14 protein-coding genes are annotated in these 19,414 nt (G+C 67.9%); 11 read left to right on the forward strand and 3 right to left on the reverse strand.

Going from position 1 to position 19,414, the window contains the following annotated elements:
- Nucleotides 1-31 precede the first annotated feature (31 nt).
- The 7 genes from rfbB to BLU84_RS22280 all read left to right on the forward strand — a co-directional run bounded on the left by rfbB (nucleotide 32) and on the right by BLU84_RS22280 (nucleotide 7,449).
- Nucleotides 32-1,084: a dTDP-glucose 4,6-dehydratase gene (gene rfbB / locus BLU84_RS22250; protein WP_074872300.1), complete on the forward strand. Its 1,053-nt coding sequence runs from the start codon at nucleotides 32-34 to the stop codon at nucleotides 1,082-1,084.
- A 25-nt stretch (nucleotides 1,085-1,109) separates the two neighbouring features.
- A complete protein-coding gene (gene rfbA, locus BLU84_RS22255; protein WP_074872302.1) occupies nucleotides 1,110-1,994 on the forward strand; it encodes a glucose-1-phosphate thymidylyltransferase RfbA in 885 nt (294 codons plus the stop codon).
- Between the two features lie 52 nt (nucleotides 1,995-2,046).
- Entirely contained in the window at nucleotides 2,047-2,604 is a 558-nt protein-coding gene (gene rfbC / locus BLU84_RS22260; protein ID WP_074872305.1) for a dTDP-4-dehydrorhamnose 3,5-epimerase, read from the forward strand.
- Nucleotides 2,605-2,606: 2 nt separating this feature from the next.
- Nucleotides 2,607-3,524, forward strand: a complete 918-nt coding sequence (gene rfbD / locus BLU84_RS22265; protein WP_233431206.1) for a dTDP-4-dehydrorhamnose reductase — start codon at nucleotides 2,607-2,609, stop codon at nucleotides 3,522-3,524.
- 36 nt (nucleotides 3,525-3,560) lie between these two features.
- Nucleotides 3,561-4,094: a hypothetical protein gene (locus tag BLU84_RS26800; RefSeq protein WP_139175194.1), complete on the forward strand. Its 534-nt coding sequence runs from the start codon at nucleotides 3,561-3,563 to the stop codon at nucleotides 4,092-4,094.
- Complete coding sequence (locus tag BLU84_RS22275; RefSeq protein WP_074872311.1) at nucleotides 4,091-5,230, forward strand: hypothetical protein; 1,140 nt, start codon at nucleotides 4,091-4,093, stop codon at nucleotides 5,228-5,230. Before BLU84_RS26800 ends, BLU84_RS22275 begins: the two co-directional genes overlap by 4 nt.
- 128 nt (nucleotides 5,231-5,358) lie before the next feature.
- A complete protein-coding gene (locus BLU84_RS22280; protein WP_083383018.1) occupies nucleotides 5,359-7,449 on the forward strand; it encodes an alpha/beta hydrolase family protein in 2,091 nt (696 codons plus the stop codon).
- Between the two features lie 202 nt (nucleotides 7,450-7,651).
- Here the strand turns inward: BLU84_RS22280 and BLU84_RS22285 are convergent, their stop codons facing one another.
- Complete coding sequence (locus BLU84_RS22285; protein WP_074872314.1) at nucleotides 7,652-9,430, reverse strand: peptide MFS transporter; 1,779 nt, start codon at nucleotides 9,428-9,430, stop codon at nucleotides 7,652-7,654.
- A 460-nt stretch (nucleotides 9,431-9,890) separates the two neighbouring features.
- On the opposite strand from BLU84_RS22285, the gene BLU84_RS22290 reads away from it, so the two are divergent.
- The 4 genes from BLU84_RS22290 (at nucleotide 9,891) to BLU84_RS22305 (ending at nucleotide 16,446) form a co-directional block, all read left to right on the forward strand.
- On the forward strand, nucleotides 9,891-11,849 hold the full coding sequence (locus BLU84_RS22290; RefSeq protein ID WP_074872494.1) for an OPT family oligopeptide transporter: 1,959 nt from the start codon (nucleotides 9,891-9,893) through the stop codon (nucleotides 11,847-11,849).
- Between the two features lie 124 nt (nucleotides 11,850-11,973).
- Nucleotides 11,974-14,055 (forward strand): alpha/beta hydrolase family protein, encoded by a 2,082-nt coding sequence (locus BLU84_RS22295; RefSeq protein WP_074872316.1) that lies wholly within the window; start codon nucleotides 11,974-11,976, stop codon nucleotides 14,053-14,055.
- A 300-nt stretch (nucleotides 14,056-14,355) separates the two neighbouring features.
- Nucleotides 14,356-15,615, forward strand: coding sequence for a DUF819 family protein (locus tag BLU84_RS22300; protein ID WP_074872318.1), 1,260 nt, complete (start codon nucleotides 14,356-14,358; stop codon nucleotides 15,613-15,615).
- 156 nt (nucleotides 15,616-15,771) lie between these two features.
- Nucleotides 15,772-16,446, forward strand: a complete 675-nt coding sequence (locus BLU84_RS22305) for a hypothetical protein (RefSeq protein WP_074872320.1) — start codon at nucleotides 15,772-15,774, stop codon at nucleotides 16,444-16,446.
- 378 nt (nucleotides 16,447-16,824) lie between these two features.
- On the opposite strand, the gene BLU84_RS22310 is transcribed toward BLU84_RS22305, so the two are convergent.
- Both BLU84_RS22310 and BLU84_RS22315 read right to left on the reverse strand, forming a co-directional pair.
- A complete protein-coding gene (locus BLU84_RS22310; protein ID WP_074872322.1) occupies nucleotides 16,825-17,046 on the reverse strand; it encodes a YbdD/YjiX family protein in 222 nt (73 codons plus the stop codon).
- Nucleotides 17,046-19,118: a carbon starvation CstA family protein gene (locus BLU84_RS22315; RefSeq protein ID WP_074872325.1), complete on the reverse strand. Its 2,073-nt coding sequence runs from the start codon at nucleotides 19,116-19,118 to the stop codon at nucleotides 17,046-17,048. The genes BLU84_RS22310 and BLU84_RS22315 overlap by 1 nt, the downstream gene beginning before the upstream one ends.
- Nucleotides 19,119-19,414 lie beyond the last annotated feature (296 nt).

Raw genomic sequence — 19,414 nt, forward strand, 5'->3', positions numbered from 1 at the left:
AAAAGGGCGCCATTCCCAAGGAGTGTCCTGCGTGCCCACCTGGCTCGTGACCGGCGGCGCCGGTTTCATCGGCGGCAATTTCGTTCTCGACGCGGTGCGTCGCGGAGTCAAGGTCGTCAATCTCGACCTGCTCACCTACGCCGGCAACCGCGACACCCTCGCGCCGCTGGAAGGCGCGGACGGCCATGTCTTCGTCCACGGCGACATCGGCGACGCCGCGCTGGTCAAGCGCCTGCTCGCCGAGCACCGCCCCGACGCCATCGTCAACTTCGCCGCCGAAAGCCACGTCGACCGCTCCATCGACGGCCCCTCGGCGTTCGTGCAGACCAACGTGGTCGGCACCCTGAGCCTGCTGGAGCAGGCGCGCGATTACTGGAAGTCGCTCGATCCCGCCGGCCGCGACGGCTTCCGCTTCCTGCACGTGTCGACCGACGAGGTCTACGGCTCGCTCGGCGAGAACGGCAAGTTCAGCGAGACCACGCCGTACGCGCCGAATTCGCCGTACTCGGCCTCCAAAGCCGCCTCGGACCATCTGGTGCGCGCCTTCCACCACACCTACGGCCTGCCGACGCTGACCACCAACTGCTCCAACAACTACGGGCCGTTCCAGTTCCCGGAGAAGCTGATCCCGCTGGTGATCGCCAAGGCCCTGGCCGGCGAGAGCCTGCCGGTGTACGGCGACGGCATGAACGTGCGCGACTGGCTGTACGTGGGCGACCACTGCGCGGCGATCGCGCGCGTGCTCGAGGCCGGGCGCGTGGGCGAGACCTACAACGTCGGCGGCGACGCCGAGCGCCCCAACCTGACCGTGGTCAAGACCATCTGCGCGCTGCTCGACGCGCGCCGCCCGCTTGCCGACGGCCGCGCGCGCGAGTCGCTGATCGCCTTCGTCGCCGACCGCCCGGGCCACGACCGCCGCTACGCCATCGACGCCTCCAAGCTCAAGAACGAACTGGGCTGGGCGCCGACGCTGACGTTCGAGCAAGGCATCGAGCGCACCGTCGAGTGGTATCTGCAGAATCAGGCGTGGGTGCAGCGCGTGCTCGACGGCAGCTACCGGCTCGAGCGGATCGGACAGGCCTGAGCGGCCCCCAACCAGGAACCAGCGAATGAACCGCAAGGGCATCATCCTGGCCGGCGGCTCCGGCACCCGGCTGTATCCGATCACCCAGGCGATCAGCAAGCAGCTGTTGCCGGTGTACGACAAGCCGATGATCTATTACCCGCTCAGCGTGCTGATGCTGGCCGGCATCCGCGAGGTGCTGGTGATCAACACCCCGCACGAGCAGCCGCTGTTCCAGCATTTGCTCGGCGACGGCTCGCAGTGGGGCATGCGCATCGAATACGCGGTGCAGCCCAGCCCCGACGGGCTGGCCCAGGCCTATCTGATCGGCCGCGACTTCGTCGCCGGCGAGCCCAGCTGCCTGGTGCTGGGCGACAACATCTTCCACGGCCCGGGCCTGACCTCGATCCTCAAGCGCGCTGACGAGCGGCGCGAGGGCGCGACGGTGTTCGGCTACTGGGTCAGCGATCCCGAGCGTTACGGCGTGGCCGAGTTCGACGCCGACGGGCGGGTGATCGGGCTGGAGGAAAAACCGCTCAAGCCGCGCTCGCGTTATGCGGTGACCGGCCTGTACTTCTACGACGGCCGCGCCAGCGATTTCGCCGCCCAGCTCAAGCCTTCGGCGCGCGGCGAGCTGGAGATCACCGACCTTAACCGCAAGTACCTGGACGAGGGCTCGCTGCACCTGGAGCAACTCGGTCGCGGCTACGCCTGGCTCGACACCGGCACCCACCAGTCGCTGCTGGAAGCGTCCAACTTCATCGAGACCATCGAGACCCGCCAGGGCCTGCGCATCTGCTGCCCGGAGGAGATCGCCTACGGCAACGGCTGGATTGACGCCGGCCAGCTCACCGATCTGGCCCGTCCGCTGGCCAAGAACGGCTACGGCCAATACCTGCTGAGCTTGATCGAACGCGGCCCAGTGCCTTGACCGTCTGCATCGCATCGTCCGCAGCGCCCCTCCGCATCGCCAATAATTTCCCATGAAGATCATCGAAACCGAATTGCCTGGCTGCCTGATCCTGGAGCCGCGCGTGTTCGGCGACGCCCGCGGCTATTTCTACGAATCCTTCAATCGGGACAAGCTGGCCGAGGCCGGCCTGCACCCGCAGTACGTCCAGGGCAACGTGTCCTCGTCCGCGCGCGGGGTGCTGCGCGGCCTGCACTACCAGTGGCCCAAGCCGCAAGGCAAGCTGGTGTCGGTGCTCGAAGGCGAGGTCTTCGACGTGGCGGTCGACATCCGCCGCGGCTCGCCGCACTTCGGTCGCTGGACTGCGACGGTGCTCAGCGGCGAGAACAAGCGCCATTTCCTGATCCCCGAGGGCTTCGCTCACGGGTTCGCCGTACTCAGCGAGCGTGCGGTATTCACCTATCTGTGCACTGAGACCTACGATGCCCAGGCCGACGCCGGCATCCGCTGGGACGATCCTGAACTGGCCGTCGACTGGCCACTCAGCGAGCCGCTGCTCTCGGCCAAGGACCAGGCCGCGCCGCTGCTGCGCGAGGTGGCCGAGGACCGCTTGCCGGTCTACGCGCCGTGAGCCTGGCGGCGAACCTGGGCCGGGTGCTGGTGGTCGGCGGCGACGGCCAGGTCGGCACTGACCTGCGCCGGCGTCTGGCGGCCTGCGCGCAGGTGCTGGCGACCACGCGCAGCGGGCGGCTCGCCGACGGCGGCGAATGCGAAACGCTGGACCTGAGCGATGCCGAGGCGATCGCGCCGCTGCTGCGGCGGTTGCGGCCGGATCACGTGGTCAACGCCGCGGCCTACACCGCGGTGGACCGCGCCGAATCGGAGCCGGAACCGGCGCAGGCGATCAACGCGATCGCGCCGGGGCGCTTGGCGCAAGCCTGCGCCGAGGCCGGCATCGGCCTGATCCACTTCTCCACCGACTACGTGTTCGACGGCCGCGGCGCGCGGCCGTATCGCGAAGACGACGCGACCGCGCCGCTGAACGTCTACGGCCGCAGCAAGCTCGACGGCGAGCGCGCGATCGCGGCCAGCGGCGCGCGCCATCTGATCCTGCGCACCGCCTGGGTGTACGCGGCGACGCACGGCCAGAACTTCCTGCGCACCATGCTGCGCGTCGGCGCGCAACGCGACGAGTTGCGCGTGGTCGCCGACCAGCGCGGCTCGCCGACCCCGACCTGGCTGCTGGCCGACGCGGTGGCGCGGATCCTCGAACGCGGCATCGTCGATTCCGGCGTGCGCCATCTGGCCGCCGCAGGCGAGACCACCTGGCACGGTTTCGCCGAGGCGATCTTCGCCGAAGCCGTCGCGCGCGGCCTGCTCGCGCGTGCGCCGCGGGTGACCGCGATCGCCACCGCCGACTATCCGACGCCGGCGCAGCGGCCGGCATACTCGGTGCTCGATACGCAATGCTTGCGCAACGAGTACGCGTTGGATGTACCTGGCTGGCAAGAGGGCTTGCGGCGAGCGTTCGATCAGGGCGATTCTGCGTAAGTCGCTCCCATTCGCGGGCGGCGGCAGGGAGGTCGGATGAGGCCGTATTTTGCGAGAGTGGTGGTGGCGCTTTGTTTCTCGATGGCGCTGGCGGCTTGCGCGGCCAATCGCAGTGTCGATGCGTCAGCCGGGAGTCCCTCTGCCAGGGCATCGCAACTCAGCGCCGCATCGATATTGCGCTGGCCGCTGGAGGGGCAACCGGGACGCGACCGGCTGGTCGCCGAGTTGCATCGAAGTTTCGCCATGCGGATGTTCGCCGACCAGCAATACAGCGGCGACGGGCCGCTGCGTTTGGCCGATGGCACGGTGCTGAGCTTCGCCATGATCAGAGGAAAATCCGGTGCCGTCGACATCGGATTCGAGTTGTCGTCGTGTTTTACCGCGATCGAGGCTGCCGAACTGGCGGGGGCGACCGAGCAGCCCGGTACCCAGGATGCTCACGGCTCCGACGTCGGCAAATGGTATCGGGCGACAGCCAATGGCATGGTCGTGCGATTCGATACTGAGCCGGCGACCTACCGCTGCGTCAAGACCGTGCATATCCGTCCCGCCCGAGTTGCCAGGCCATGAGCGCGACTTCGCTCGAGCGGGACGCACAGGAGGTCAAGAACAACGACGACTTCCAGAAGCTCCCGCTGACGCTCAGGTCGTGGATCCTGGCCTCGCCGAACGCGGTGAGCGACTTCGCCGGATTTTTCCGCAACGGCGGAGAGTTCGACATGAGCCAGGAGGTCGGCTTGCCGGCGTATTTCCCGCGAGATCCGCCGTTCATCGCATTCGATCGTAATGAGTGGGAAAACATCCAGAAACACGGCCCCACCGAATACGGCCTGCTGCGCATGTTCGGCACGCTCGCCCACGAAATCGGCCACGACCGCTTCAACACCGGGGTCACGCCGTTCGCCGGCGGGTCGAAGGACGACTACGTCGCCTATCGTTCGCGCCTGGAGGCCGAGGCGATCTTCAACGCCTTCCCGATCTTCCGCGACCTGCGCGAGGAGCCGGCGTTCAAGAGCGCGATGCCGTTCAACTCCATCGGCTATCTGCAGGGGATCGAGCTGGCCCAGTTGTATCGGCAATGGGATCGCGGCGAACTGGATCGCGAACAGGTCGTGGCGCGTATCGCCGCGCGCGTGGCCGATACGCCCTACACCCGGCCGCATCCGCCGCCGGACGAGAACGGCGACGGGCGCAGCACCCATCGCGACGCTTATCTGCACGACTATCGCCGCTACATCGACAAGACGCCGCAACCTGCCGCGCCGAGCGGATCGAACTCATCGGCCGCGCCGACATCGCCAGCGACGCTGAACGACCCCGCCGACCGCGCCGCGTTCGAGCGCATCCGCGACGCCGCGGCGGCGACCGGCCGCTGGCCTTCGCAGCAGTGCGAGAACATCGCCGCCGCCGGCTTGCTGGCATTCAAGCGCGACCCGGCCTGCCAGCGCCTGGACCAGATCGCGTTCGGCGCGCCCGGCTCGGCGGGAGAAAATCAGGCGTTCCTGATGTATTCGCCGTTCGGCGACCGCGAGCCGCGTTTCCACGTGCGCGTGGACGCCGAGACGGCCGCGCGCCAGCCGGCCGCTGCCGCGCTGGCGCAGTTGCCGCCGTCTGCGCCGACGCAAACGCCGGAGCTCAAGGAGCCGAACCTCCAGGAGCCGAACGCCCCGGAGCAGGGCCCGCGCCTGAGCCTGCGCGCCGGCTGACCGCCGCGGCCGGGTTTTGCGACCGCCTTGGCATTGCGTAAGATCGCCCGACGGGCGCGGAAGCCCGAGTGCGCGGGGCGGCAGGCCCCGCCGCAATCACTCAGCACTCTGGAGCAGGGGGACAGATCATGCAGTTGTGGTCACGATCGGCCGGCCGCGATGCGGCGGCCCGGGTCGCGCGCATCGGCGCGCGCGCAGCATATTCCGGTTCGCGGCTGTGGCCGGCGCTGGCCGCCGCGCTGGCGCTGTCGGCCGCGCCGGCCTACGCCCAGGCGCCCGCCGCGGGCACCTTCGACATCGAGGGCTTCGTCAAGCCCGACACCATCGGCGACATCAAGCTCTCGCCGACCGGCGAGTTCTACGCGGCATCGGTGCCGCTGGAAAACGAGACCGCGCTGGTGATCTTCAGCCGCGACGGGCTCAAGCGCACCGGCACCTTCCGCCTGGGCAAACACAACCACGTCGACGATTTTCAGTGGGTCAGCCCCACGCGCGTGCTGATGGGCATGGCGCAGAAGCTCGGCTCGCGCGACGAGCCGATCCCGACCGGCGAGATCTACGCGATCAACGCCAACGGCAGCGGCGCCGATGTGCTGGTCGGCTACCGCGTCGCCAGCCGCGGCGCCGGTACCCGCATCCAGCCCAAGAAGGTCGAGGACGTGGCCGCGTTCCTGGTCGACGAACTGCCGGGCGAGGAGCGCTCGGTGGTGATCTCGGTGCAGCCGTTCACCGCCGACGCGTATTCGCGCGCGGAGCGGTTGGACGTGTTCACCGGCCAGCGCAACCTGATCGCGCTGTCGCCGGTGCGCAACACCCGCTTCGCCACCGACAACGCCGGCGTGGTCCGCTTCGCCTACGGTTTCGGCAGCGACCGCCTGCGCAAGCTGTTCTATCGCGCCAACGCCGATGCGCCGTGGAAGCAGATCGCCGGCGACGACGACGGCGTCGAGGGCATGGACCTGCCGATCGGCTTCTCCGCCGACGACAAGACCGCCTACTTCCGCACCGAGCACGCCAAGGGGCCCGACGCCATCGTCGCCTACGACGTCGCCAGCGGTAAGCGCAGCGAACTGCTGCGCGACCCGGTCGCCGATCCGGACCGGATCATCTACCGCAACGACAGCCGCGTCCCGGTCGGCGCGTTCTTCGCCAACGGCAAGCCGCGCACGGTGTTCTTCGACAAGAACTCGCCCGAGGCGCGCCAGTACAAGAGCCTGGAAGCGGCGTTCCCGGGCGATGCGGTGCGCATCACCTCCTCCAGCGCCGACGGCGAACTGTCGCTGGTGGAAGTGTGGAACGACCGCAACCCCGGCGACATCTTCCTGTTCGACAACAAGAACAAGAACGCCACGCATGTGATCAGCCGGCGCACCTGGTTCGATCCGGCCAATATGGCGACGGTCAAGCCGGTGGAACTGCGCGCGCGCGACGGGCTGGCGTTGCACGGTTATCTGACCCTGCCCAAGGGCAGCGAAGGCAAGTCGCTGCCGATGGTGGTGATGCCGCACGGCGGGCCGTACAACATCCAGGACCGCTGGCAGTTCGATGACGACGCGCAGTTGCTGGCCGCGGCCGGCTATGTGGTGCTGCAGGTGAATTTCCGCGGCTCCAGCGGCTATGGCGACGACTTCGTCGAAGCCGGCCGACGCCAGTGGGGCGGCACGATGCAGGACGACGTCACCGACGCCACCCGCTGGGCGATCGCGCAGGGCATCGCCGACGCTGGGCGCGTGTGCATCTACGGCGCCAGCTACGGCGGTTATGCGGCGCTGATGGGCGCGGCGCGCGAGCCGTCGCTGTACAAGTGCGCGGCCGGCTACGTCGGCGTGTACGACTTGCCGCTGATGCACACCCGCGGCGACACCCAGGACACGCGTTCGGGCGCGACTTACCTGCGCGAATGGATCGGCGCGCCTGAGGCGGTGGACAAGGTCTCGCCGACGCGGCTGGCCGCGCAGATCAAGGTGCCGGTGTTCCTCGCCGCCGGCGGCGAAGACCAGCGCGCGCCGCAGCTGCACAGCGAGCGCATGGAGAAGGCGCTGCGCGAGGCGGGCGTGCCGGTGGAGTCGCTGTACTACAAGACCGAGGGCCACGGCTTCTACGAGCCGGCGCACAAGCGCGAGTTCTATTCGCGCTTGCTGGCGTTCCTGTCGAAGTCGCTGGGCGGGAAGACGGCGGCGCCTGCGCCGGCGGCTGCGACTGCGGCGGAGAAGAAGTAAGCCGGGGTAGGGCGGTTGCGGCGTAAGCGTGGTGTCGCGGTCGCGGCTCGCGCCGCTCCTACAGGGAGCCCATGTAGGAGCGGCGCGAGCCGCGACCGCGCAGATTCAGATCGCGCCGGAACCCCGATTCCCACCAACCCGATCCGCACGAACAAAAAAGGGCGCCCAGCGGCGCCCTTTTTCGTGGCCGCACCAGACGCGGTCACTTCACCCCGTGCATCCACCGCTTCAACCACGGCGACAGCAGCAGGAACACCACGCCCGAGCCGATCCCCAGCCACGTCAGCATCGAGAACAACTCGCCGTACTTGGCCGCCGCCGAGACCATGTCGATCGTGCCGCCTTCGGGAATCTCGACCGAGGCGATCTTCGCCAACTGCGCGGCCAACACTTCCGAGAACGCGGTCGACAGCCAGAACGCGCCCATCATCAGCCCGACCACGCGCGCCACCGACAACTGGGTCACCGCCGACATGCCGAGCGGCGACAGGCACATCTCGCCGATTTCGAGCACCAGATAGGCCAGCACCAGATACCACACGCTCGACATCTCGCCGCCGCCGGCGATCTTGGCCGCGGCCACCAGCGGCAGGAACGACAGGCCGGCGAAGATCAGGCCGAGCGACATCGTCACCGGCTTGCTCGGGTTGCGCCCGCGCCGCGCCAGCCACGGCCACAGCCACGAGAACAGCGGCGCCAGTACCACCAGGAAGAACGGGCCCAGGTAGGTCAGCGAGCCGGCGGTCTGCGGCACCAGCACCACGTCGTGAGCGGTGGCCAGGCCCAGGCCGAGCACCAGCAGCGCGACCAAGGTTTTGGCCAGGCCGTGGCGGCCGCGGTCGCTGGCCACCAGCGCGGCGACCATCAGAATCGGGCTGGCGGCCATCGAGAACAACGACCACGGCAGCGGCGGCTTGTAGCCGGCCGCCGCGACCACGCCGAACATGTCCTTGGTCATCAGCCGGTCGTTGAAGGTCACCCACGAGCCGTAGGTCTGCTCGTACAGGGTGAAGAAGATCAGCACCGCCAGGATCAGCACCACCAGCGCCAGCATCTGCTCGCGCTCGACCTTGCTGCACTGGCGGGCGATGAAGCCGAAGAACCAGATCAGGAACACCAGCAAGGTGGCGAGCATGATCCCCAGCGCCGCGGTGAAACTGATGTCGCCGAGCTTGAGCGTGACCTGCGACGCGAACTGGATCGTGCCCCACAACATCAGCACGCCGCCGGCGCTGCCCAGATAGATCCAGGTCTCGCGCGACAGGCCTTCGACTTTCTCGCGCAGCCGCGCCGGATCCGGCGGCTCGGCGTGGCCGCGCAGATAGCGCTGGCCCCACAGGAAGGTCGCCAGCCCGGCGACCATGCCGATGCCGGCGGCGCCGAAGCCGTACTTCCAACCGTAGGTTTCGCCCAGGAACGCGCAGATCAGCGAGGAGAACAGCGCGCCGACGTTGATGCCGGCGTAGAACAAGGTGAAGCCCGAATCGCGGCGCGGATCGTCGGCGGCGTAGAGCTTGCCGACGATGGTGGAGATGTTGGGCTTGAGGAAGCCGACGCCGGCGATGATCAGCGCCAGCGACAGATAGAACACCTGCATCGCCACTTCGTCGCGCACGACCTTGCCGTCGATCATCTTCGCTGCGTGGCCTTCGTAGGCCATGCCCATGTGGCCCAGCACCAGCAGCACGCCGCCGAGCACCACCGCCTTGCGCATGCCCAGGTAACGGTCGGCGAGCAGGCCGCCGATCACCGGCACCGCATAGACCAGGCCGCCGTAAGCGCCGATCAGGTCGTAGCCGGCGTTGTCGCCGAACAAGTGGTACTTGAGCAGATACAGCAGCAACAGCGCCTTCATGCCGTAGAAGGAGAAGCGTTCCCACATCTCGGTGAAGAAGCACACGTACAGGCCTTTGGGATGGCCGAGGAAATCGTCGTCGCGCGCGGCGAGCGGCGCGGAAGCGGAGGGGCTTGCTGCGGGCACTAGCGGATTCCGGTACGAGCCAGGCGGGGAGGGCGGAGTATAGGCCGCGCCGGCCGGGGCCCGCATGGGCGGGTTTTGTGGGAGGGACTTCAGTGCCGACGCTGTCCGATCAGGCGCCGGCAAGCCCGATTTTGCGGAAGGGACTTCAGTCCCGAAGCTTTCCGATCCGGCGCCCGCAAGTCCGGTTCTGGCTGAAACAAGAGCCTCGCGACTGAAGTCCCTCCTGCAAATGCGGGCCCCGGCACCGGGCCGCGGCGCCGGATTTCCCGAAAACCCCGGGGAATAGGCCTATTCATGCAAACGCGCAGGCTTTTTGCCCAATCCCGCGGTTTGCCGCAGTGCACTTTTACAGGCGGGCGCAGCGGATGCGATCATCGGCGGATTGCTTCGCCCCCGGCCTCGCCGGACGAGCGTTCGCATACGCCGCCGCACCGCCCGACCACCCGCGATGGAGACGCCGATGGCCTCACCCGCCAAGCAGCCCCAATTGACCTTCCGCGCCGTCCTGCTCTCCGTGTTCCTCGCGGTGATCCTGGCCGCCGCCAACGCTTACCTGGGCCTGTTCGCCGGCCTGACCATCGCCACCGCGATCCCGGCCGCGGTGATCTCCATGGCCGTGCTGCGCCTGCTCGGCGGCGGCACCATCCTGGAGAACAACATCGTCCAGACCGGCGCCTCGGCCGGTTCCTCGATCGCCGCCGGCGTCATCTTCACCATTCCGGCGCTGGTGATCCTGGGCTACTGGCAGGACTTCCGTTACTCGTGGGTGCTCGCCATCGCCGGCCTCGGCGGCTTGCTCGGCGTGCTGTTCTCGGTGCCGCTGCGCCGCTCGATGATCGTCGAAGACCCGCTGCCCTTCCCCGAAGGCAAGGCCGCGGCCGAAGTGCTCAAGGCCGGCGAGAACCCGGGCCCGGGCATGAAGATCCTCGGCCTGGCCGGCGGCATCGGCGCGCTGCTCAAGCTCGCCGCCGAAAGCGGCATGAAGCTGATCCCCGACAACGCGGTGATCTCCGGCTTCATGGGCAAGTACCTGGGCTACATGGGCACCAACCTGTCGCCGGCGCTGATCGGCGTGGGCTACATCGTCGGCCTCAACGTCGGCATCGTGGTGGTGTCCGGTTCGATCCTGTCGTGGCAGTTCGCCATTCCGATCTACCACATGTTCTTCCTCGACTCCGATCCGGTGCTGGCGGCGAAGATCGCCGGCGCCAGCGCGGCCGATGTCGGCGGCGCGATCTGGTCGGCGAAGGTGCGCTACCTCGGCGTCGGCACCATGCTGATCGGCGGCGTGTGGACCTTGTTCTCGCTGCGCAAGTCGTTGCTGTCGGGCGTCAAGAGCGGCCTGGCCGCGGCGCGCAAGAGCGCCGCCGTCGGCGAAGTCGCCGAGACCGACCGCGACCTGCCGATGAAGTGGATGCTGGTCGCGCTGGTCGGCTTCGTCCTGCCGCTGCTGCTGCTGTACCAGGCCATCGTCGGCAACTGGTTCGTCAGCGTGCCGATGACCATCATCATGATCGTCGCCGGCTTCCTGTTCGTATCGGTGTCGGCGTATCTCGCCGGCCTGATCGGTTCGTCCAACAACCCGGTCTCGGGCATCACCATCTCCACCATCCTGTTCGCTTCGGCGGTGCTGGTGTTGATGCTGGGCCGCGACTCGCCCATCGGCGCGGTCGCCGCGATCATGATCGGCGCGGTGGTGTGCTGCGCGGCTGCGGTCGGCGGCGACAACCTGCAGGATCTCAAGGCCGGCTACATCGTCGGCGCCACGCCGTGGAAGCAGCAGCTGATGCTCGGCATCGGCGCGTTCTCCTGCGCGCTGATCATGGCGCCGGTGCTGAACCTGCTCGCCGCCGCCTACGGCATCGGCGCGCCGACGCCGGAGCATCCCAACTCCCTGGCCGCGCCGCAGGCCACGCTGATGGCCTCGGTCGCCAAGGGCCTGTTCGGCGGCGAGCTGCCGTGGACGATGATCGGCATCGGCGCCGGCATCGGCGCGGTCATCATCGCCTTCGACGAATGGCTGAAGTCGCGCAAGGCCAAGTTCCGCGTGCCGGTGCTGGCCGCGGCGATCGGCATCTACCTGCCGCTGGAGCTGATGGTGCCGATCTTCCTCGGCGGCCTGCTCTCGCACATCGTCGGCCGCCGCCGCGGCCTGACCGCGAACAGCACCGAGGAAGAGCACGATCGCGTGCATCGCCCGGGCACCCTGTTCGCCGCCGGCCTGATCACCGGCGAGGCGCTGATGGGCATCGCGATTGCGTTCCCGATCGTGCTCACCAGCAACCGCAACGTGCTGGCGCTGCCCGAAGCGCTGCACTTCGGCCCGCTGGTCGGTCTGGCGGTGCTGGCGGCGGTGGTGTGGCTGTTCTACCGCAGCAGCAAGAACGCGGCGATTTCTCCCGCCAATCCGCAAGAATGAGTTCGGCGCGACGGCCCGGCAGCGATGCCGGGCCGTCGCGTTTGCGCACTGCCCATCGCACGCCGGCCGCGCGCTGCGCCGCCGTTTTCCGTATCGATCACCGTTCAACGTTCAGAGGTTCGCCATGACGCCACGCCACGCCCTCCTGCCGCTGGCCCTGTCGCTGGCCTGCGCATCCGCGCCGGCTCTCTCGCTCACGCCGCCCGCGCCGCAAGGCCTGCAGATCCGCGACATGGCGAGCATGGACCGCTATTCCGCGCCGACCCTGTCGGCCGACGGCCGCCAGTTGGTGTTCGCCAAGCGCACGGTCGACTACGCCGCCAACAAGTCGGCCACTTCGCTGTGGATCGAAGACCTGTTCGCGCGCGACGCAGCGCCGCCCAAGCGCCTCACGCCGGAAGGCTGGAACGTCAATTCGCCGGCGTTTTCGCCCGACGGCAAGACCGTCTACTTCCTCAGCAGCAAGGGCGGCAGCTCGCAGCTGTACTCGCTGCCGCTCGCCGGCGGCGCGCCGAAGCAGCTGACCGCGTTCGACGGCGACGTCGGCGGCTTCCAGATTTCGCCCGACGGCAAGCGCGTGGCGTTCAACGCCGAGGCCTATGTCGATTGCGCGGCCGACCTGGCCTGCAGCAAGAAGAAGCTCGACGCGGCCGAGAAGAGCAAGGCCACGGGCAAGGTGTTCGATCGCATGTTCATCCGCCACTGGGATGCGTGGAACGACGGCCGCCTGAACCGCCTGTTCGTGACCGACCTGCCGGCCGCGGGCAAGACCGCTTCGTCCGCCAAGCTGATCAGCGGCGAAGTCATCGGCGATGTCCCGTCGCGTCCGTTCGGCGACAGCAGCGAATACACCTGGTCGCCCGACGGCCGCTCGCTGGTGTTCAGCGCGCGCAAGGCCGACGCCAAGGAACCGTGGTCGACCAACTTCGATCTGTACCTGGTCGGCGCCGACGGCGGCGCGGCCAAGAACCTGACCGCGTCGAACCCGGCCTGGGACACCGGCGCGGTGTTCAGCGCCGACGGCAAGACCCTGTACTACCGCGCGATGAAGCGCCCGGGCTTCGAGGCCGACCGCTTTGGTCTGATGGAGCTCGACCTGGCCAGCGGCAAGGCGCGCGAGATCGCGCCGCAGTGGGATCGCTCGGCTTCCAACATCGTGCTGTCGGCCGACGGCAAGACCATCTACACCACCACCGAAGACCTCGGCCAGCAGCCGCTGTTCGGCGTCGACATCGCCAGCGGCAAGGCCACCCGCCTGATCGCCGACGGCACGGTGAATTCGCCGACGCTGGCCGGCAAGACCTTCGCCTTCACCCGCAACACGCTCAAGAGCGGCGACCAGATCTTCGTCGGCGGCCTCGACGGCGAGCCGGAGCGCGCGATCACCCCGAGCGCGTCGGAGATCCTGCCGGGCGTGAAGTTCGGCGACTTCGAGCAGTTCGAGTTCAAGGGCTGGAACGGCGACAGCGTCTACGGCTACGTGGTCAAGCCGTGGAATTACCAGGAAGGCAAGAAGTATCCGGTCGCGTTCCTGATCCACGGCGGCCCGCAGGGCAGCTTCGGCAACGGCTGGAGCTATCGCTGGAATCCGCAGACCTACGCCGGCCAAGGCTATGCGGTGGTGATGATCGATTTCCACGGCTCCACCGGTTACGGCCAGGCCTTCACCGACGCGATCAGCCAGCACTGGGGCGACCGTCCGCTGGAAGACCTGCAAAAGGGCTGGGCCGCGGCGCAGAAGAAGTATTCCTTCCTCGACGGCGACAAGGCCTGCGCGCTGGGCGCGTCCTACGGCGGCTTCATGGTCAACTGGATCGCCGGCAACTGGAACCAGCCGTGGAAGTGCCTGGTCAGCCACGACGGCGTGTTCGACCAGCGCATGATGGGCTACGCCACCGAAGAGCTGTGGTTCACCGAGTGGGAGCAGGGCGGCACGCCGTTCGACAAGCCGGCGGCGTACGAGAAGTTCAACCCGGTCAACCACGTCAAGGACTGGAAGGTGCCGATGCTGGTCATCCACGGCCAGCAGGATTTCCGCATCCCGGTCGAGCAGGGCATCGGCGTGTTCACCGCGCTGCAGCGCCAGGGCATCGAGTCCAAGTTCCTGTACTTCCCGGACGAGAACCACTGGGTGCTCAAGCCGCAGAACAGCGTGCTGTGGCACGACACGGTCAACGGCTGGCTGAAGCAGCACATCGGTCAGTAAGCGCACAGTGCCGTGCATGCACGAAGGCCGCCTCCGGGCGGCCTTCGTGTTTTTGTTTGTATCCGATCTCAGCGTAGATTCGTATCCGACTGTAGGAGCTGCGCGAGCTGCGACCGCGGCATCGCACTTGCGACGTATGCGTGGTTTCGCGGTCGCGGCTTGCGCCGCTCCTACAGGGGCTTCGGGCGACAGCTACGCGACAGCCGCCACCTGAACTCGCGCCCCAACACCACCGGCCCTTGCCCGCCGGCGCCGTTCCGAAGTAAAAGCGAGGTCGCCTACGCCCAGGGGGAACCCCGAATGCCCGACACCGCCCGCACGGCGCTCATCAGCAACGACATCGTCGTCCTCGGCCTGATCGCCGCCACCCTGGGCCTGGTGTTCTGGACTTCCGCGCAGCAGACCGGTTTTTGGAAGAAGTTCTACACCTTCGTCCCCGCGCTGCTGCTGTGCTACTTCATTCCCGGCATCTACAACACCATCGGCCTGGTCGACGGCAACAACACCAAGCTCTACAACCCGGTCGCCAGCCGCGTGCTGCTGCCGGCGGCGCTGGTGCTGCTGACCCTGACCATCGATCTCAAGGGCGTGCTCAAGCTCGGCCCCAAGCTGCTGCTGATGTATGCGGTGTCCTCGCTCAGCGTGATGCTCGGCGCGGTGGTCGCCTTCGTGGTCATGCGCGAGGTGCACCCGGAAACCGTGGCCGGCGATACCTGGGGCGGCATGGCTGCGCTGGCCGGCAGCTGGATCGGCGGCGGCGCCAACATGCTGGCGATGAAGGAGATCTTCCAGGTCGACGCGACCACCTTCGGCCAGTTCGCCGTGGTCGACGTCGGCGTGGGCTATGTGTGGATGGCGGCGCTGATCTTTATGGCCAGCCGCGCCCAGGCCATCGACGCGCGCAGCGGCGCCGACGTCAGCGGCATCGAGGAACTCAAACGCCGGATCGAGGATTTCCGCGCCCAGCACGAACGCGTGGCCAGCCTGACCGATCTGGCGATGATCATCGGCATCGCCTTCGGCGTGGTCGGCCTGGCGCATGCGGTGGCCGGGCCGCTCTCGGCCTGGTTCGGCGCCAACGTGTCGTGGGCGCGCACGGTGAGCCTGCACGAGCCGTTCTTCTGGGTGGTGGCGGTGTCGACCTTCGCAGGTTTGGCCTTGAGCTTCACCCGCGCGCGCGAACTCGAAGGTGCCGGCGCGTCGAAGATCGGCAGCCTGCTGCTGTACTTCCTGATCGCCTGCATCGGCCTGCAGATGGACATCCTGGCGCTGCTCGACAAGCCCTGGCTGTTCGCGCTGGGCATCATCTGGATCGCCGTGCACATCGCGATCCTGTGGGGCGTGGGCCGTTTGCTGAAAGTGCCGCTGTTCTATTTCGCCATCGGCTCGCAAAGCAACATCGGCGGGCCAGCCTCGGCGCCGGTGGTGGCCTCGGCCTTCCATCCCTCGCTGGCGCCGGTCGGCGCCTTGCTCGGCACGCTGGGCTATGCGACCGGCACCGGCCTGGCCTATCTCGTCGGCATCACCCTGCGCTCGCTCGCCGGCGCGTCGCCGGCTTGAAGTCCCTCCTGTAGGAGCGGCGCAAGCCGCGACCGCGACACCGCACCTACGACGCAAGCGCGGTGTCGCGGTCGCGGCTCGCGCCGCTCCAACAGGGGGCGCGCGAGACAGCGTCGCGGCTGGGCGCATACTGTTCGCCGATAGGGGAGCACATGCATGACGCCTACCTTCGAAACCTTGGCCGCGCACTGCGGCATCGCCCTGCCGCCGATGCTGGCGCGGTTGCTGGCCGACGGATGCACGCGCTACGGCGCGAGCCGCGAGGACTGGCAGGCGAACTGGCGCGAGTACACGTTGCGCGCGCAGCCGCTGCTGTCCAGCGTCTACGACTTCGAATGGATCGACGCGGCGCAGGCGGCGCGGATCGCCGAGGAATGGCTGCATCCGCGCTTCCAGGACGGCCGCGCGTTCCTGCCGTTCGCGATCTCCGGCGCCGGCGATGCTTATTGCCTGATGCGCACCGCCGCGGGCGAGGCGGCCGGGGCCGGCATGATCTGGCACGACCGCGGCGACAGCGCGATGGAGGCGGCGTCCTTCGAGCAGTTCGTATTCGCCCGGCTGGTGGAAAGCGCGCTCGACTTCGAGCATCTGCTGGACGATTTTTCTCCGGCGCAGGCGCGCGACTGCGTGCTGGCCGACTTTGCGGCCGCCGCCGGTTACCTGCCGGAAGCGGCGGCGAATGCGTTGCGCGCGCTGGCGGCGGCTGCCGAGCCGGTGGAGGACGATTCCACGGGGATGATCGATGAGGATGTCGCCGAGCGGGCGTTGTCGGTCTATCCGGCGTTCGAGTCCGCGCGCTTCGCCGTGGTTCCGCGTTGGGAATGCGAATAGGCGCGGTGCGCTCGCTGGATGTCCGACTGTAGGAGCGGCGCGAGCCGCGACCGCGACACTACGCTTACGACGCCACTGCGGTTTCGCGGTCGCGGCTCGCGCCGCTCCTACAGGGAGATCGCGAGGCAGCGTCGTTTTCTGGGGCTAACGCAAACCTCTCCTACCGTCATTCCCGCGAAGGCGGGAATCCAGAGACTTCAGAGTTGTGCTGCAGTGAAGTCCTGGATGTTCGGCTCCGCCGAAGTAAAGCAGAGCCCGCGTTCGCGGGAATGACGGTAGGAGAGAGGCATGCCGCTCTAAAAAAGCGTGCACCCCTCAAAGACAAGGGCCGCCCGAAGGCGGCCCTTGTCGTTTCCTAAGTACCGCGCCGCAACGACCTCAACAGCACCCAATCCGCCCCCCGCCATACCGCGCTTCCTGCCGCTGGCGAAAAAACGTCGCGTAATCCGGAATCGGCCGCTCCGGATGCTTCTCCATCAGGTGGCGCACGTAGTTGTCGTAGTCCGGCACCCCGCAGCACAGCCGCGCGGTCTGCACGATGCGCCGCCAGGCGCGCTTGAACGATTGGTATTGGCCGACCGGAACCAGTGCGGTGCCCATCACACGCCCTCCATTTCGTGCGGCTTGAGCGCCACGTACGGCGATTCGCGGTCGCTGCGCTGCGGGTTGGCGCGGGCCTTCATGATCGCGCCGAGCGAGTACACCAGCACGCTGAACACCACGAACAGGAACAGCGCGGTCAAACCGGTGTTGACGTAGCTGTTGACCATGATCTGGTGCATCTGCTCGATGCTCTTGGCCGGCGCGGTCACTTCGCCGCGGGCGATGGCGTCGCTGTACTTGCGGGCCTGGGCGAGGAAGCCCACCGCCGGGTTGGAGTCGAAGATCTTGATCAGGCCGGCGAAGGTGGTGCAGATCAGCAGCCACACCGTCGGCACGATGGTGACCCAGGCGTAGCGGTCGCGCTTCATCTTGAACAAGGCCACCGTGCACAGCATCAGCGCGATGCCGGCGAGCATCTGGTTGGCGATGCCGAACAGCGGCCACAAGGTGTTGATGCCGCCGAGCGGGTCGACCACGCCCTGGTAGAGGAAATAACCCCACATCGCGACGCAGCCGCCGGTGGCGAGCAGGTTCGGGCCCCAGGCCTCGGTGCGGCGCAGCGCCGGCACGAAGCTGCCGAGCAGATCCTGCAGCATGAAGCGCCCGGCGCGGGTGCCGGCATCGACCGCGGTGAGGATGAACAGCGCTTCGAACAGGATCGCGAAGTGATACCAGAACGCCATCGTGTTCTCGCCCGGCAGCACGTTGTGCAGGATCTGGGCGATGCCGACCGCGAGCGTCGGCGCGCCGCCGGCGCGGGCGAGGATGGTGTGTTCGCCGATGTCCTCGGCGGTGGCGTTGAGCACTTCCGGCGTTACGTTGAAACCCCAACTGGTGATGGTCTGCGCGACCGTGTGCACGTCGCTGCCGACCAGCGCGGCCGGGCTGTTCATGGCGAAGTACACGCCCGGGTCGATCACCGAGGCGGCGACCAGGGCCATGATCGCGACGAAGGATTCCATCAGCATGCCGCCGTAGCCGATGTAGCGCATGTGCGATTCATTGGCCAGCAGCTTGGGCGTGGTGCCCGAGGAGATCAGCGCGTGGAAGCCGGAGACCGCGCCGCAGGCGATGGTGATGAACAAGAACGGGAACAGCCCGCCTTTCCACACCGGGCCGTTGCCGTCGGTGAACTGGGTCAGCGCCGGCATGCGCAGGTCGGGCATGACGATCAGGATGCCGATGGCCAGGCCGACGATGGTGCCGATCTTGAGGAAGGTCGACAGGTAGTCGCGCGGCGCCAGCACCAGCCACACCGGCAGCACCGCGGCGACGAAGCCGTAGCCGATCAGCATCCAGGTGATCTGGGTCGCGGTGAAGGTGAAGGCCGGGCCCAGCACCGGATCGGCGGCGACCTTGCCGCCGTACCAGATCGCCAGCAACAGCAGCACCAGGCCGACCACGGAGATCTCGCCGATCTTGCCCGGCCGGATGTAGCGCATGTACACGCCCATCAGCACCGCGATCGGCAAGGTCGCGATCACCGTGAACATGCCCCAGGGGCTTTCCGCCAGCGCCTTGACCACGATCATCGCCAGCACCGCGAGAATGATGATCATGATCAAGAACGCGCCGAATAGGGCGATGGTGCCGGGGATGCGGCCCATCTCCTCGCGCACCAGATCGCCGAGCGAGCGGCCGTTGCGGCGGCTGGACACGAACAGGACCATGAAGTCCTGCACCGCGCCGGCCAGCACCACGCCGACGATCAGCCACAGCAGTCCGGGCAGGTAGCCCATCTGCGCGGCCAGCACCGGGCCGACCAGCGGGCCGGCGCCGGCGATGGCGGCGAAGTGGTGGCCGAACAAGACGTGCTTGTTGGTCGGCACGTAGTCCAGGCCGTCGTTGTTGATGACCGCGGGCGTGGCCCGGGTCGGGTCGAGCTGCATCACCTTGTCGGCGATGAACAGCGAGTAGTAGCGATAGGCGACGAGATAGATCGACACCGCGGCGGTGACGATCCACAAGGCGTTGATGTGTTCGCCGCGCCGCAGCGCGACCACGCCGAGGCAGAACGCCCCGAGCACGGCCAGGGCCGCCCAGCCCAGTTTACCCAGCCCATTTTTCATGACGACCCTCCCGGACAAGACCCCCGGAAGCGTCGCCCCTGGACCGGGGCGGGTCAATGCGCAGCGCGGCAAAGGCGCGCGAAAGCGGCTGATACTTTGGTCTTAGGCGCCCGATGCGGGCCGTTGGCGGTGCGATCCCGGGCGGCTGGGCGGGTGGGGCGGGCCGCCGCAGCGTTGGCTGGATGCCCGACTGTAGGAGCTGCGCAAGCTGCGACCGCGAAACGGCGCTTGCGACGCAACTGCGAGGTCGCGGTCGCGGCTCGCGCCGCTCCTACAGGGGCTTCGGGCCAGTGCGC

The organism is Lysobacter enzymogenes (assembly GCF_900106525.1).
GTDB lineage: Bacteria > Pseudomonadota > Gammaproteobacteria > Xanthomonadales > Xanthomonadaceae > Lysobacter > Lysobacter enzymogenes.

What these genes read in the sequence shown, in the direction of transcription:
- rfbA (WP_074872302.1), top strand. Translation starts at nt 1,110, where the DNA reads ATGAACCGCAAGGGCATCATCCTGGCCGGCGGCTCCGGCACCCGGCTG.
- rfbC (WP_074872305.1), top strand. Translation starts at nt 2,047, where the DNA reads ATGAAGATCATCGAAACCGAATTGCCTGGCTGCCTGATCCTGGAGCCG.
- BLU84_RS26800 (WP_139175194.1), top strand. Translation starts at nt 3,561, where the DNA reads ATGAGGCCGTATTTTGCGAGAGTGGTGGTGGCGCTTTGTTTCTCGATG.
- BLU84_RS22275 (WP_074872311.1), top strand. Translation starts at nt 4,091, where the DNA reads ATGAGCGCGACTTCGCTCGAGCGGGACGCACAGGAGGTCAAGAACAAC.
- BLU84_RS22280 (WP_083383018.1), top strand. Translation starts at nt 5,359, where the DNA reads ATGCAGTTGTGGTCACGATCGGCCGGCCGCGATGCGGCGGCCCGGGTC.
- BLU84_RS22290 (WP_074872494.1), top strand. Translation starts at nt 9,891, where the DNA reads ATGGCCTCACCCGCCAAGCAGCCCCAATTGACCTTCCGCGCCGTCCTG.
- BLU84_RS22295 (WP_074872316.1), top strand. Translation starts at nt 11,974, where the DNA reads ATGACGCCACGCCACGCCCTCCTGCCGCTGGCCCTGTCGCTGGCCTGC.
- BLU84_RS22300 (WP_074872318.1), top strand. Translation starts at nt 14,356, where the DNA reads ATGCCCGACACCGCCCGCACGGCGCTCATCAGCAACGACATCGTCGTC.
- BLU84_RS22305 (WP_074872320.1), top strand. Translation starts at nt 15,772, where the DNA reads ATGACGCCTACCTTCGAAACCTTGGCCGCGCACTGCGGCATCGCCCTG.
- BLU84_RS22310 (WP_074872322.1), bottom strand. Translation starts at nt 17,046, where the DNA reads ATGGGCACCGCACTGGTTCCGGTCGGCCAATACCAATCGTTCAAGCGC.
- BLU84_RS22315 (WP_074872325.1), bottom strand. Translation starts at nt 19,118, where the DNA reads ATGAAAAATGGGCTGGGTAAACTGGGCTGGGCGGCCCTGGCCGTGCTC.